The organism is Streptomyces sp. NBC_01591 (assembly GCF_035918155.1).
Taxonomy (GTDB): domain Bacteria; phylum Actinomycetota; class Actinomycetes; order Streptomycetales; family Streptomycetaceae; genus Streptomyces.
In genome coordinates, this window is sequence record NZ_CP109327.1 from 3,365,656 (window position 1) to 3,379,688 (window position 14,033).

Below are 14,033 nucleotides of genomic sequence, written 5' to 3' on the forward strand. Positions count from 1 at the left end.
TCTACGCATGCCCGCAACAGAGGACGGCGCCGAGACCCCCGCCGAAACCGAGAACATCCACACGGTCGATGCCCGCACCCTGCGCGGGCTGGCCCACCCCCTGCGGCTGCGCCTGCTGGCCGCCCTGCGGGAGTACGGCCCTGCCACCGCCTCCCGCCTCGCGGACCGGCTCGGCGAGTCCAGCGGCGCCACCAGCTACCACCTCAGGCAACTGGCGGCGTACGGCTTCGTCGAGGACGACCCGGAACGCGGCAAGGGCCGCGAGCGCTGGTGGCGGGCCGCGCACCGGGGCACCGTCTTCGACAGCGGCAGATTCCTGAGCCACCCGGACCCCGAGGTGCGCGGTGCGGTGGACGTCGTACTCCACGAGATGGCCACCACGCACGCCCAGGAGCTGAACACCTGGATCGGCACCATGCGCGAATGGCCCGAGGAGTGGCGCCACGGCTGGGACGTCAGCGACTTCAAGGTGCGCCTCACGCCGGATCTCTCCGAGGAGCTGATCCGGAAGATCCACGACCTCATCGAGAGCTACCGGGGCCGGGTCCCGGAAGGCACCGAGGGATCGGCCAACGTCCGCAGCCATGTGCACCTCTTCCCGCGTCCCCCGGAGTAACCAGCCCCGCGGGCAACGAGCCCCTCCTGAACGGAAGGACACCGTCATGCACTCCGACACGCATCTGCTTCTGCACAGTCTGCGTTCCACCGAACTACGGCAGCACGCAACGGAGTTCCACCTCGCGCCGACCACGCCGCGCGCCGGGCTGCGCACCCGACTGGGATGGGGTCTGGTCGAGCTGGGGCTGCGCATCCTGCCCCGCCACCCCGGCCGCATCTCCGTCGCAACCCGTACGGCGTGAACGGCCAGGGGGGCCGCAGCCGTATCCCGCTCGTCGCCGTACTGTCCGCCAACTCCATATCCACGGCCGGTACTTCACTCACCCTGATCGGGGTGCCGTGGTTCGTCCTGGAGACCACGGGGAGCGCCGGCCGGGCCGGTGTCGTCGCCTTCTGCGCGACCCTGCCGATCGTCGTCTCCGCCCTGATCGGCGGTCCCGTCATCGACCGGATCGGACGGCGCCGGGTCTCCGTCGCCTCCGACCTGGTGTGCGGCCTCGCCGTCGCCGCCATTCCACTGCTGCACTACACGGACGCCCTCGCCTTCTGGATGCTGTGCGCGCTGATGGCGGTCGGCGGGCTCGCGCACACCCCGGGCAACACCGCGCGCTACGTCCTGGTGCCGGATCTCGCCGAGCACGCGGGCACCACCCTCGCCCGCGCCGCGAGCCTCTTCGACGCCGTCTCGCGCGGCGCCCGGATGGTCGGGGCGGCGCTGGCCGGCGTACTGATCGCGCTCGTCGGCGCGGAGACCGTGCTGCTGCTGGACGCGGCGACGTTCCTGACGTCCGCGCTGCTGATCGCGGCGGGCGTACGAGGGGTGCGCGCGGCCGAGCCCCGCAAGGCCGCGGCGCCGGTCTCGCTGCGGGCGTACCGCACCGAACTGCGCGAGGGCTTCGCCTACTTGCTGGGCAACCGGCTGCTGCTGGCGGTCGTGGTGATGGTCCTGTTCATGAACGGCACCGACCAGGGCTGGTACGCCGTCCTGCTGCCGGTGCACGCCGCCGCCGAACTGGGCGGGGCCGGGGACATCGGGCTGCTCACCGCACTGTTCGGCGCGGGCGGGCTGACCGGGGCGCTGCTGTACGGGGCGGTCGGGCACCGCTTCTCGCGGCGGGCCGTGTTCACGGTGTGCGTGGTGCTGTGCGGTGCGCCCAGGTACGTGGTCGCGGCACTGACCGGGACGACCTTGCCGCTCGCCGTGACCATGGCGTTGAGCGGTCTCGCCGGCGGGGTGCTGAACCCGATCCTGACGACGGTGATCTACGGAACGGTCCCCGACGAGCTGCGCAGCCGGGTCTCCGGGGTCAGCACGGCGGGCTGCGAACTGGCCATGCCGGTGGGTGGTCTCGCGGCCGGCCTGCTGGTGGAGAGCGCGGGCGTGAAGGGGGCGCTGCTGGCGATGGGCGGGGTGTACCTGCTGGCGACGCTGAGCCCGCTGGTGTTCCCAGCGTGGCGCACGATGGACGGGGCGGTGGGGGAGGCGGGCCGCGCGCCCGTACCCTCACCGGCCGCGGAGATCAGCAGCTCGGGACCTTGTGCCCCTGCTCCAGCGCCCGGAGCGAGGACACCGCGCTCTTCAGGGTCGTGACCGGGATCAGCCGCAGCCCCTCGGGGAGCTCCGCGCCCGCCTCCCTGCACTCCGCCTTCGGCACGAGGAAGACGGTGGCCCCGTCGCGGCGCGCGGCCTGGGTCTTCAGCGACACCCCACCGACCGCGCCGACCTCGCCGTTCGCCTCGATCGTGCCGGTGCCCGCGATGGTGCGGCCACCGGTGAGGTCGCCGCCGGAGCCGTCGCCGTCGAGCTTGTCGACGATGCCGAGCGCGAAGAACAGACCGGCGCTGGGTCCGCCCACATCGGCGAGATTCAGGGTCACGTCGACCGAGCCGGGCTTCTTCCCGAGGTAGTTCAGGGCGGCGTCGACCGCGGAGTCCTGCGACTTCCGCATGTCGTCGAGGTTGTGCTTCTCGATCTCCTTCTCGGAGCCACCGGTCGGGTAGACGGAGTCGCGGGGCAGGACCGCCCGGTCCGTACGGAACCAGCTGTCGATCACATCACCGATGCCGACATCGGCGGTGGGCCCGGTCGCGACGATCGTCGTCATCCGCAGCTCGCCCTCGGTAGGGCGGGTCGGCGCGCCCTTGATGCTGATCACGGGCGTGCCGTGATCCTCCCCGAGCACGTTCGCGGTCGAGCCGGGCTGCGCCAGGGTGAACGGCAGCGGCGCGAAGGCGGCCACGCCGAACAGGGCGAGGACGGGCAGGGCGCACAGGGCGAGGGTGCGGGGGCGCGAGAGACGAGTGAGCACCCGCCCAATCTAACCGGCCCCGGTTACTGAGTGCCCCGCCCCGGGGCCACACCCGGCCCGCCCGGTGGTGCATCCAGCCCGCCCGGCGATTGAGGGCATCTTTTCAGCCCGCCCGGCGTTCGAGGGCGGAACCCGTGCGGCGGGGGCCGGGGCGACAGGGGCTCCCGGCGCGCCAGGCCCCTGGCAAGGCCCCGCCAAGCCCGCGCTACCGGAGCGCGTCCGCCACCTCGCGGGCCGCGTCCACCACGCGGGGGCCGACGCGCTCGGGTACGGAGTCCGCGAGCATCACCACGCCCACGCTGCCCTCGACCCCGGTCACCCCCACCAGCGCCGCCGCGGCCCCGCTCGCCCCGGCCTCCAGCTCGCCGTGGGTGAGGGTGAAGGCGGTCTCGCCGACCGGTTTCTGGCGGGCGGCGAGGATCGCCCGGCCCGCGGCGCCCCGGTCCAGCGGATGGCGGAAACCGGCCCGGTAGGCCACGTGGTAGTCGGTCCAGGTCGGCTCGACGACCGCGACGGCCAGCGCGTCGCTGCCGTCGACCAGCGTGAGGTGGGCGGTGGCCCCGATGTCCTCGGCGAGCGACCGCAGCGCGGGCAGTGCCGCTTCGCGTACGAGGGGATGCACCTGGCGGCCCAGCCGCAGCACGCCCAGGCCCACCCTGGCCCGGCCGCCCAAGTCACGCCGTACCAGGGCATGTTGCTCCAGGGTGGCGAGCAGACGGTAGACGACGGTCCGGTTGACACCGAGTTTGTTGGACAACTCGGTGACGGTCAGGCCGTGGTCGGTGTCGGCAAGCAGTTTGAGGACCCTCAGGCCCCGGTCGAGCGTCTGGGAGGTTTCCGCGGTCACGACGCCCTCTCCTCTGTGATGAGCGGCAGCGGCTGGTTCCCACGGAATGTGCGCCGCCGGTCCCAGCGGCGACACACGGAGAGGCCGCCGGCCTAACCAGGCACCGGCTGCGCCCCGGAGCGGCTCTGCCACGGGGCGTTCATTTTTTGGGACAGTAGCGAGCGAGTCCGCTCAGCGGAAGACCTCGTCCAGAATCCGGGCGTCGCCGGAGGCAAGGTTGTCTTGAAGCAGCATAAGTGCCGGTCAGCGCGGCGTCGGCCGAAACCCGGAGGTCTACGCGCGTCCAGGTCGGCCGACGCCTTCACGGCACTTCGCGCACCGGAAGTGAACAGCCGTTAACTCACGGTGAACGACTGTTGCACAATTTTTCCGTTCGCGAGCACCTCGCAGGCCCGGATCGACTTCGTCGCCGGGTCGCGGACGGTGAAGTCGAGGGCGAAGGTGCCGTCGAGCCCGATGACCCGGGTGACGTACGGGTCGGCGGTCCGCTTCCCGTCCGCGGTGCGGCCGGTCACCGAGACCGTGGCGACGGGGGCGAATCCGCGGCCGGTCACCTGGACCGCCGTGCCGACGGGTCCCTCGGGCGGCGAGAGCGCGAAGGACGGTCCGGCGGGGACGGTCCCGTCCTGGACGGTGAACGCCGCCGTCTCCGTACGCGGGTTGACGAGGACCTCCTTGACCCGGATGGCCACGGTGTCGGCGGCGTCGACCCTGAAGGTCTGCGAGAACGCCCCGTCCAGCCCGACCACCTTCGTCCTCGCCGGGTCGGACGTCTGCGATCCGTCGGCCCGCAGCCCGACGATGGACACGGTCGCGACCTTCGCGAAGCCCTGCCCGATGACGGTGACGGCGGTGCCCTTCGGGCCAGCCGAAGGGGTGAGCACGATGAACGACGGGGCGACGGTCAGCGGGGTGAGGACCTGCGCTCCCCCGGCGGTGACCTGGAGCGCGTACTCGGCACGCGGAGTGGATCCGGCGACGGTGACCGTACCGGCGAGCGTCCCGTCGGCGCCGATCCGGAGGGTGGAGCCGCTGATCCGGGCGCTGTCGCAGGAGCCGCCGTCGGCTCCGCAGAGCGCGGCGGTGGGCGTGGTGCCGGTCGGCCAGTCGCCGCCGGAGAGGGCGATCGTTCCGCCGGGTTTCACCTTCGCCGCGCCCGCGGTGAGCGTCGCGGAGGCGTCGGTCACGGTGAACGGTGTGGTCAGCACGGTGGCCGGATCGTTGCCCTCGTCGACCTGGATCGAGGCGATGGCCGGGTCGGAGACGGTGAAATCGGCGCTGAACGTGCCGTCGGGGGTGCTCTTCACATAGACGGCGGTGTCGTCGAGCGTCGTCCCGCTCGCGTCCAGGCCGATGGTGTTGATCCACCGGTCCTGGAAGTAGTTGCTGCCGGTGACCTGGATGACGCTGCCGACCGGCGCACCGGCGCGGGAGAGCGCGATGGCCCGTGGCCCGGCGGGCTGATACGCCTTGACGGTCAGGGGCGCGGTCGCCTCCTTCGTACCGTCGCCGACCTTCACCAGGTACGAGCCGTCGGGCACGGCGCCCGCGGCGGCGAGCACCGCGCTGCCGCTCAGCTCCCCCGAACCGCTGATCGCGAGGGTGCTGGAGGCGAACTTGCCGGTGTCGCAGCCACCGCCGTCCGCCGCGCACAGCGACGGTACGGGAGTGGCGCCGACGGTCCACAGGCTGCCGGACAGGGCGACGCCGGTGGACGGCCGGACGGCGGTGGTGGGGGCGGTCAGGGTGGCCGGATGGCCCGCGGTGCCCTCGGCGGTCACCGTGCCGATGGAGCCGCCGCCGCTCACCACGTCGCACGGGGTCTCATAGGTGGAGCCGAGCACCTTCGTACGCGTCAGATTGCGCACCGGGGTGAAGGAGATCGGGCCGCTCGCGTCGGCGGGGATGATGAAGTCCCCTTCGTACGGCGGGATTTCGATCGGCTTGCCGGACGGGATGTCGAGGTTGACCTGGGGGCCGGTGACGGTGACCGTGCCGGTGGCGCCGCCGGACATGGCGAAGTCGATGCTGGGCGTGGTGGGTACGTCGTTCAGGCTGAGGCCGCTGGTGGCGGGGGACGGGCCGAGCGTGACCTTGGCGTGCACCTTGCCGCCCGGGTCGACGATCGACGGCGAGAGGTCGACGCTCATCTGCTGCGGCCCGGTCGCCTCACCCTGTCCGGCGGGCAGGGTGCAGTGGACGGTCGGGGTGACGGTGCCGGCCTCGGCGACGGCCGCGAGTGCGACGGTGCCACCGGTCCAGGCGAGCACGGCCCCGGCGGTGAGGGCCACGGCACGGCGTAACACCGCACCCGGTCTTTCGGTTCTTCTCGATCTCGGCCGTACGGACATGCGGCTCCTCCGTGACTACGGGAATCTCCGAATTCGAAATGGCGACGCCCGCCTGCTCCATTGCGATACGGAGCAGGCGGGCGTCTCCGGGTCTCTCCCCTGCCTGCTCTCGGATCTCAGAGCAGAGTGAGTGTCAGGGTGGCGCTGTAATCTCCGGGCCGGGTGAATCCGGGAACCGTGAGGGTGAGATCGGCGTCGGCGTCGAACCGGCCGCCGGTGAACGGGCGGGAGCCGTCCGGATCCATCCGGCAGAGGCTCGCCGCCCCGCTCCCGAGCGCGGCGGGCGATCCGGCCACCGGCACCCCCACGCTGCCGCTCTGCGCCGTGCACCTGGGCGTCCACCGGACGGCGTCGGCCGGGATGGTGCCGCCGTCGGTACCGGTGAAACCGGTGAGGGTGGCGGTCAGGGACCAGCCGCTGTCGACGCCGCGGGCGTCCTCCACCTCGACCCGGTTGAGCCGGGAGCGCTGCACACCGCTGCCGGTGCCCAGGACCGTCGTACCGAAGTCGACGGTGTCACCGTCCTGGACCATGGACAGCGTCCCGGCCCTGACCGAGGTGTTCAGCTTCTGGTCGGCGCTGCCGCCGCCCCCGCCCCCACCTGTGGAGACGGTGAACGGGGCGGTGCGTACGGTCGCCGGGTCGTTGCCCTCGTCGGCCTGGACGGCGACTACGGCGTCGGAGACCACGGTGAACTCGACGGCGAAGGTGCCGTCCGGGCCGCTCTTGACGTAGACCGCGCTGTCGTCGAGCCCGGTGCCCTTCGCGTCGAGGCCGAGGACATTGATCCAGCGGTCCGGGTTGTAGTTCTTGCCGCTGACCGTGATCACACTGCCGACCGGACCACTGCTCGCCGACAGCGAGATCTCGCGGTCGCCGGCCGCGACGGCCCTGACGGTGAGGGGGGCCGTGGCCTCCTTCGTACCGTCGTTGACCTTCACCTCGTACGCACCGTCCGGCACCGCACCGGCCTCCGCGAGGGTGGCCGTGCCGTTCAGCGTCCCGTCGCCGCCGATGGCGAGCGTGTTGCCGCTGAACTTCAGCGGATCGCAGCCGCCACCGCCCACCGCACAGAGCGAGGGCACCGGCGTACCGCCCGGCGTCCAGCCCGAACCACCCAGTGTCACTGCGGTGTTGGGGCGTACGGGGTCGGCGGGCGCGCTCAGGGTGGCGGGCTCGGAACCGGTGCCCTCCACCGTGACGGTGCCGATGCTGCCGCCGCCGTCGACGACGTCGCACGGCGTCTCGAAGACCGAACCGAGCACCTTGGTCTGCGTCAGCGTACGGACCGGGGCGAACGAGATGTCCCCGGAGGCGTCCGCGGGGACGAGGAAGTCGCCCTCGTACGGCGGGAGTTCGATGGGCGTGCCGGCCGGGATGTCCATGGTGAACTCGGCACCCCGCACCGTGACGGTGCCGGTCGCCGCGCCGGACATCACGAGGTCGAGGCTGGGGATGGTCGGCACATCGTCCAGGGCGAGGCCGCTGGTGGCGGGGGACGGACCGAGCGTGACCTTGGCGTGCACCTTCCCGCCCGGGGCGACGACCGCGGGCGACAGCTCGACGGTCATCTGCTGCGGCCCGGTCGCCTCGCCCTGGCCCGCGGGCAGGGTGCAGTGGACGGTCGGGGTGACCGTACCGGCCGCCTGCCCTCCGGCCGGTGGCGCGGCCTGGGCGGTGGCCCCGGCGCAGCTCAGCGACATCACGAAGCAGGCAGCGAGCAGACCGGTCACGCCGGGTCTTCGTCGTCGTATCACCAGACACCCCTCCATGGCCCATTGGTTGCGCACATTGAGGAGGTCACGTGCGGAGAAGTCAAGAGAGAATTGACTGATCCTTATCCGAAATGCCTGAAAAGCATTTCCGCGAGAATTTCAGGTGTGCCTGTTGACATCTCTTGACTTCTCTGAAGATCACAGTTTCACTGCACCCGACATGCCGGGCCCGGCACGCAGATCCACTCTTCAGCTCTTCAGCTCTTCGGTGAATCTGCGGAATTCAGAACCGGAAGGAGTACCCCCCGTCATGTCGTCGAATCGAAGACACATCCCACTGGTACTGGCCGCGGCCTGTTCCGTGGCCGGCGCGCTCGCCCTGGCTCCGGCAGCCCATGCGGTGAGTCCGCTCACCGCGACGGCCACGTACGACTGCGGGGCCTGGGGCAGCGGGCTCGCCACCCTGACCGCCGCCGACTCGGGCACGTCCAAGACCATCAAGATCACGTCCACCGCGATCACCATGCCGGCCGGTACCAGCGCCGACCCGAACAGCATCACGACGACGCTCAAACTCACCAAGACCTCGGGCGGCGTCACCAGTCAGGTGCAGTTCTCCGGGAAGACCAACCCCGGCATGAGCGGCGGCAGCCCGATCACCCTGGGCCCGCTGAAGCTCACCTCCGGCACCCTGGCGGCGGGTGACAGCACGAATTCCGTGGTGCTGCCCGCTCCCCCGAGCGCCACCAACTGGTCACTGCAGATCGTGGCCTCGTCCCCGACATCGGCCACGGTTCCGTGCGTGGCCACGACCAACCAGTCCGCGCCGTTCGTCTGGTAGCCGTCCGTCCGGCAGCGCCCCCTCATCCGCACGAGATCCGCACGAACGACGCCGGCCCGGGGCGAGGACCGCTGTCCCCGCCCCGGGCCGGCACCAGCACGCCCCGCCCCTGCCCGGGCCCGGCTCACTTCATCCGGGTGGCCCACTCCTGGACCTTCTGGATCCGCTGCTGGATCTGCCCGGCCGTGGCCTCCGCGCTCGGCGGTCCGCCGCACACCCGCCGCAGCTCGGTGTGGATCACTCCGTGCGGCTTGCCGCTCTGGTGCGTATACGCCGACACCATCGTGTTGAGCTGCTTGCGCAGCCCGAGCAGCTGCTTGTGCGTGACCACCGGCCGCGCGTCGGCCGGCTTCTCCAGCAGGTCGGCCGCCGCGGCCGGCTTCTGACGGCTGTGCGCGATCTGCCGGGACTGCCGCTTCTGGAGCAGCAGCTGCACCTGGTCGGGTTCCAGCAGCCCGGGAATCCCCAGGTAGTCCTGCTCCTCCTCGCTGCCGGGGTGCGCCTGCATGCCGAATTCGGCACCGTCGTACAGCACCCGGTCGAAGACCGCGTCGGATTCGAGGGCCTCGAAGGGGAGCTGCTCCTCGGTCTCCTCGTCCTCCAGCCGCTCGGCATCGGCGAGGAGCTTGTCCTCCTCCGCGAACGGGTTCTCCTCGTCGCTGCCCTTCTTGGGCTTGTCGAGGACGTGATCCCGCTCGACCTCCATCTCGTTGGCGAAGTCGAGAAGCATCGGAATGGTCGGTACGAAGACGGAAGCGGTCTCGCCGCGCCTGCGCGAGCGCACGAAACGCCCGACGGCCTGCGCGAAGAACAGCGGCGTGGAGATGGTGGTGGCGTACACACCCACGGCGAGGCGCGGCACGTCGACGCCTTCCGACACCATGCGGACCGCGACCATCCAGCGGGATTCGTCCTCGCTGAACTTGTCGATCTTCTTCGAAGCGGCCTTCTCGTCGGAGAGGACCACGGTGGCCTTCTCGCCGGTGACCCGCTTGAGGATCTTGGCGTACTCGCGCGCCGACTCCTGGTCGGTGGCGATGACCAGTCCGCCCGCGTCCGGGATGCCCTTGCGCACCTCGGTCAGCCGCTTGTCGGCGGCGCTCAGCACATTGGGGATCCACTCGCCGGTGGGCGACAGCGCGGTGCGCCAGGCCTGCCCGATGGCGTCCTTGGTCATCGGCTCGCCGAGCCGGGCGGCGATCTCGTCACCGGCCTTGGTGCGCCAGCGCATGTTGCCGCTGTAGCTGAGGAAGATCACGGGCCGGACGACGCCGTCGGCGAGCGCGTTGCCGTAGCCGTAGGTGTAGTCGGCCGAGGAGCGCCGGATACCGTCGTTGCCCTCCTCGTACACGACGAAGGGGATCGGGTTGGTGTCGGACCGGAACGGCGTACCGGTGAGCGCGAGCCGCCGGGTGGCCGGGTCGAACGCCTCCTGGCACGCCTCGCCCCAGGTCTTCGAGTCACCGGCGTGGTGGATCTCGTCGAGGATGACGAGGGTCTTGCGCTGCTCGCAGCGGTTGCGGTGCAGCATCGGCCGGACGCCGACGCCCGCGTAGGTGACCGCGACGCCGTCGTACTCCTTGCTCAGCGGACCCGCGCTGTATTCGGGGTCGAGCTTGATCCCTATCCGGGCCGCTGCCTCGGCCCACTGCTTCTTCAGGTGCTCGGTCGGCGCGACGACGGTGATCTGCTGCACGACGTGGTGGTGCAGCAGCCATGACGCGAGGGTCAGCGCGAAGGTGGTCTTCCCCGCGCCGGGGGTGGCGACCGCGAGGAAGTCGCGCGGCTGCTCCTGGATGTACTTCTCCATGGCGCCCTGCTGCCAGGCTCGCAGCTTGCCGGCCGTGCCCCAGGGGGCGCGGCCGGGAAAGGCGGGTGAGAGGTGGTGGGAGGCGGTAGTAGTCACGGTCTCCGGTTCGGGTCTCTCGGGTACGTGGGGCGCTGTCCGCACGGCCGGGACGGACCCGCACGCGATACGACAACCGGGCCACCTTACCGGGGGGTGGCGCGTGAACCGCCTCGAACTACGCCGCCCCACACGGAATTGCGATGGCTGTCACACGCCCTCGACGACCAGTTCGCGCAACCCCTGGGAGATGGTCTTCACCTCGTCCATTTCGCCGGTGGCCACCGCGATGACCAGGCGTTCCGCGGCATCGATGTCCGGATGCAGATCCACCCCGTTCATCGCCAGAAAGGTCACGCACGACAGCCAGGCCGTGCGCTTGTTGCCGTCGAAGAACGGGTGATTGATCGCCAAGGACTGCAGGAGCGCGGCAGCCTTGTCGATCACGTCCGGGTACGCCTCCTCGCCGAACATTGCTGCGGACGGACGGTGCGCCGCCGATTCGAGGAGCCCGGCATCGCGCACGACGATGTGCATGTCCGAGCAGGCATGTTCGGCGATGACGAGGATGTCCTCGGAGGTCAGGTAGACACAGGTCACTTGAGCCGCTCCATGAGCTCGCCCCACTTGGCCGCCTGCTCCTTGGCCGTCTTGCGGACGATGGCCTGCTGAGCAGTCCTGGCCAGGTAGTCGTCCACGGCCTGGAGCAGTATGGCGTGCATGCTGGTCCCTTCCTGCTCCGCACGCTGCTTGAGGGCTTCGGTCTGATCATCACGAAGACGCAGGTTCATGGCCATACCAAAACGGTACCACCCAGTGGGGCCAGACTGGTACCAACTATCGGGTCCGCACCCTGGCCGCCACCCATGCCCCCACCAGCGCCACCCCCGCCATCGGCAGGAAGACCACCGCGAACGCCCCCGGATGAGACCCGGTGGCCCCCGCCTCCGCCGCGTCGTGCACGGCCCCCACCGTGCCGCCGCCGAGCGCCGCGAAGGCCGCTCCGCCCGCGGCGAGCAGCAGCACGTTCGAGAGCCCGTCGGAGATCTGGAGGGCGGCCGAGTTGGCCCCCGCCTCCTCCGGCGCCGACAGCTTCAGCAGCAGCACGCTCGTCGACGCGATCACCACGCCCATGCCGAAGCACCCGAAAGCCCAGGCCACGGCCACCGTCCAGACCGGCACCGAGTCGATCAGCACGGACGGCGCGGCCGCGATCGCCGCGGCGACCAGCACCATGCCACCCACCATCAGGCGCTCCCGGTACGGCTCCAGGCGCGGCCGGGACTGTACGTACGAACCGAGCGCCCAGGTCGCGCCCCCGGCCGCGAGCGAGAACCCTGCCATCGTCGGGCTGAGTCCGCGCTGGGTCACCAGCATCAGCGGCACGAACGACTCGGCGGCGATGAACGACCCGGCCGCCACGCCGCGCAGCAGCACCACCGAGGGCAGCCCGCGCGCCGCCCGCGCGGTCCCCGGGGGCAGCAGCCCGCGCACGGCGGGCACGAGCAGAGCGACACCCACGGCCGCCAGCAGCAGCGCGAACCAGTTCAGCTCCTGCCCGGCGTACTGGAGCAGCGCCGCGCCCAGCGAGATCCCGAGCGCGAGCAGGATGCGCCGCCGGTCGTACGGTTCGACGGGCGCCGAGGGATCGGCCGGCCCGGACGCCCGCCGCCGGATCGCGGGCAGCGCGAGCGCCAGCGGGAACACCACGAGGACGGGGATGCCGACGAAGACCCAGCGCCACCCCAGGTGCTCGGTCACGCTCCCGGAGGCGAGCGGCCCGACGATCGAGGGGATCACCCAGCTCGCGGCGAACGCGGCCAGGATCGACGGCTGCAGACGCTTCGGATAGGCCCGGCTGATCACCACGTACAACGCCACGATCACCAGCCCGCCGCCGAGCCCCTGAACGGCCCGCCCCGCGACGAAGATCCACATGGTCCCGGCGGTCCCGCAGAGCAGCAGCCCCGCCCCGAACGCACTGATCCCGGCGGCGAGCGGCCCCAGCGGACCGCGCCGGTCCGCCCACTGCCCGGAGAGCACCATGGCGAAGAGGCTGGTCGTGAAGTACGCGGAGAACGCGAACGCGTACAGCGAAATACCGTGCAGCTCACGCGCGGCAACCGGCATCGCGGTCCCCACAGCGGTCGCCTCGAAGGCGATCAGGAACACGACGGAGACGATGCCGACGCTGAGGGCCCGGTAGGTCCGCCCGAGCACCCCTTCTCCGGATCCGGACTCGGACTCGGACTCGGTGGCAACGGCGGCATCCGCTGTGTCCGCGGCTAGGGGCGGGACGTCGACGCCGTCACGCGGTTCCAAGGCACTCATGAGCCCAAGCGTAAGGGGCAAAATCTCACTTGGGCCCTGTCGCGAGGCGGTCCCCCGCTCATCCGTTGGTCGTAGGACCGCGACGCACCGCACGGACGCCGCTGCCCCCGATCGTGAACGCTGCATGGCAGTCGCATTGCAGCCCGCCCCACACCCTTGAGCGCCCCGCGCACCCGCCCCTACGGTCGAACCACAACGAGGAACACACGGCCGTGTGCCCGAGTGGTTCAGGGGCTCGACTGCAACTCGAGTTACACCGGTTCGAATCCGGTCACGGCCTCCGAGGAACACCGAACGGCCGCTCCCATGGCGCAAGGGGCGGCCGTTCCGTACGTTCAGGCGCGTCACCTCGGTACCACGGCCCAGATCCTGTCGCCATGGCCGGGCTCACTATTTCGGTGTGAGCACGGGGGTCTTCGGCAGACCGCCGTTGTTCTCACATTCGAGTTCCTTCACCAGCTTGAGCGTAACGGCATGCAGGATCTTCATATTCATATTGCGGTACTCGCGTGTATCGGGTGCGTCGCTCTTCCCGCGCCCGAAGCCGCCTTGAATCCGCAGCGGCGTCTTTTCCGAACCCTTCAACTGGGGACTCACGCACTCGAAGTAAAGATTTGCACCACCTCGCCTTACCGAAGACTGCACACCCATGGTGTACAACTCACCACCGGCCGGGGGTCCGTAATCCTCCACGTCCTGCGGGGCGTACATGGAGTATCCGATTTCTCCATCGTCACCCAGCCTGCCGCCCTTAGGAACCAACTCGCAGACATCGCCTCCCGAAGCCCATGGACGGCCGGACTCATAACCCTCCTTGAGCGCCGCGACCGTTCTCTCCATGCCCTTCGCATCCCGCCAGAAGAAGACCTTTTCCTCCGTCACCTTCTCAACCATCTCCGCCAACGGACCAGCAAACAGACCACCACATACCTCACCGGCCCCGACGAAATCCGCGTGCTCCTCCTCGCCTGAAGCACACGCCACCCCCCCGGCCCCCAAAGCCAGAACCAGCCCAGCAGCCATCAGCGATCGCCGCACCCGCACACACTCATTTCGCCCGTCCCGCATCCGGTCCACCCCATCCGCCGCTTCGCAATCGTCCATTACCGCCAACACTCGCGACTCTTCACGCAGTGCCGCCTGGTTCAAGCCGCCCTACCACCGTCAGCCACTCG

At 70.5% G+C, this 14,033-nt stretch carries 13 protein-coding genes and 1 tRNA gene; 5 read left to right on the plus strand and 9 right to left on the minus strand.

Annotated features, from left to right (window positions below; translation table 11 throughout):
- Positions 1-7: 7 nt before the first annotated feature.
- From OG978_RS15695 to OG978_RS15705, 3 genes are read left to right on the plus strand one after another with little or no spacing between them, the layout of a single operon-like run.
- A complete protein-coding gene (locus OG978_RS15695) occupies positions 8-616 on the plus strand; it encodes a winged helix-turn-helix domain-containing protein (RefSeq protein WP_326765830.1) in 609 nt (202 codons plus the stop codon).
- Between the two features lie 46 nt (positions 617-662).
- A complete protein-coding gene (locus OG978_RS15700; RefSeq protein WP_326765831.1) occupies positions 663-860 on the plus strand; it encodes a hypothetical protein in 198 nt (65 codons plus the stop codon).
- Positions 857-2,209 carry an MFS transporter gene (locus OG978_RS15705; RefSeq protein ID WP_326765832.1) on the plus strand — a complete coding sequence of 451 codons (1,353 nt, stop codon included), beginning with the start codon at positions 857-859 and terminating at the stop codon, positions 2,207-2,209. The genes OG978_RS15700 and OG978_RS15705 overlap by 4 nt, the downstream gene beginning before the upstream one ends.
- Here the strand turns inward: OG978_RS15705 and OG978_RS15710 are convergent.
- From OG978_RS15710 to OG978_RS15725, 4 genes are all read right to left on the minus strand, one after another.
- Entirely contained in the window at positions 2,139-2,927 is a 789-nt protein-coding gene (locus OG978_RS15710; RefSeq protein WP_326765833.1) for a YlbL family protein, read from the minus strand. The genes OG978_RS15705 and OG978_RS15710 overlap by 71 nt on opposite strands.
- Before the next feature lie 205 nt (positions 2,928-3,132).
- On the minus strand, positions 3,133-3,774 hold the full coding sequence (locus OG978_RS15715) for an IclR family transcriptional regulator (protein WP_124723277.1): 642 nt from the start codon (positions 3,772-3,774) through the stop codon (positions 3,133-3,135).
- Positions 3,775-4,109: 335 nt separating this feature from the next.
- Positions 4,110-6,080, minus strand: coding sequence for a hypothetical protein (locus OG978_RS15720; RefSeq protein WP_326765834.1), 1,971 nt, complete (start codon positions 6,078-6,080; stop codon positions 4,110-4,112).
- A gap of 161 nt (positions 6,081-6,241) precedes the next feature.
- Positions 6,242-7,858, minus strand: coding sequence for a hypothetical protein (locus OG978_RS15725; RefSeq protein ID WP_326765835.1), 1,617 nt, complete (start codon positions 7,856-7,858; stop codon positions 6,242-6,244).
- A 292-nt stretch (positions 7,859-8,150) separates the two neighbouring features.
- Here OG978_RS15725 and OG978_RS15730 point away from each other — a divergent pair, with 292 nt between their 5' ends.
- Positions 8,151-8,681 carry a hypothetical protein gene (locus OG978_RS15730; protein ID WP_326765836.1) on the plus strand — a complete coding sequence of 177 codons (531 nt, stop codon included), beginning with the start codon at positions 8,151-8,153 and terminating at the stop codon, positions 8,679-8,681.
- 124 nt (positions 8,682-8,805) lie between these two features.
- Here OG978_RS15730 and OG978_RS15735 read toward each other — a convergent pair whose 3' ends face one another.
- The 4 genes from OG978_RS15735 to OG978_RS15750 form a co-directional block, all read right to left on the minus strand.
- Positions 8,806-10,587, minus strand: a complete 1,782-nt coding sequence (locus OG978_RS15735) for a DEAD/DEAH box helicase (RefSeq protein WP_326765837.1) — start codon at positions 10,585-10,587, stop codon at positions 8,806-8,808.
- 150 nt (positions 10,588-10,737) lie between these two features.
- Positions 10,738-11,127 (minus strand): type II toxin-antitoxin system death-on-curing family toxin, encoded by a 390-nt coding sequence (locus tag OG978_RS15740; RefSeq protein ID WP_326765838.1) that lies wholly within the window; start codon positions 11,125-11,127, stop codon positions 10,738-10,740.
- Positions 11,124-11,324 (minus strand): ribbon-helix-helix protein, CopG family, encoded by a 201-nt coding sequence (locus OG978_RS15745; RefSeq protein WP_073738190.1) that lies wholly within the window; start codon positions 11,322-11,324, stop codon positions 11,124-11,126. The genes OG978_RS15740 and OG978_RS15745 overlap by 4 nt, the downstream gene beginning before the upstream one ends.
- A gap of 40 nt (positions 11,325-11,364) precedes the next feature.
- Entirely contained in the window at positions 11,365-12,858 is a 1,494-nt protein-coding gene (locus OG978_RS15750) for an MFS transporter (protein ID WP_326765839.1), read from the minus strand.
- Between the two features lie 208 nt (positions 12,859-13,066).
- On the opposite strand from OG978_RS15750, the gene OG978_RS15755 reads away from it, so the two are divergent.
- A tRNA-Cys gene (locus OG978_RS15755) sits at positions 13,067-13,138 on the plus strand.
- 110 nt (positions 13,139-13,248) lie between these two features.
- On the opposite strand, the gene OG978_RS15760 is transcribed toward OG978_RS15755, so the two are convergent.
- Positions 13,249-14,007 carry a hypothetical protein gene (locus OG978_RS15760; RefSeq protein WP_326765840.1) on the minus strand — a complete coding sequence of 253 codons (759 nt, stop codon included), beginning with the start codon at positions 14,005-14,007 and terminating at the stop codon, positions 13,249-13,251.
- Positions 14,008-14,033 lie beyond the last annotated feature (26 nt).

Bases quoted from the DNA above. Each gene is read 5' to 3' on its own strand.
- OG978_RS15695 (WP_326765830.1), top strand. From the start codon at position 8: ATGCCCGCAACAGAGGACGGCGCCGAGACCCCCGCCGAAACCGAGAAC.
- OG978_RS15700 (WP_326765831.1), top strand. From the start codon at position 663: ATGCACTCCGACACGCATCTGCTTCTGCACAGTCTGCGTTCCACCGAA.
- OG978_RS15730 (WP_326765836.1), top strand. From the start codon at position 8,151: ATGTCGTCGAATCGAAGACACATCCCACTGGTACTGGCCGCGGCCTGT.
- OG978_RS15745 (WP_073738190.1), bottom strand. From the start codon at position 11,324: ATGGCCATGAACCTGCGTCTTCGTGATGATCAGACCGAAGCCCTCAAG.
- OG978_RS15750 (WP_326765839.1), bottom strand. From the start codon at position 12,858: ATGAGTGCCTTGGAACCGCGTGACGGCGTCGACGTCCCGCCCCTAGCC.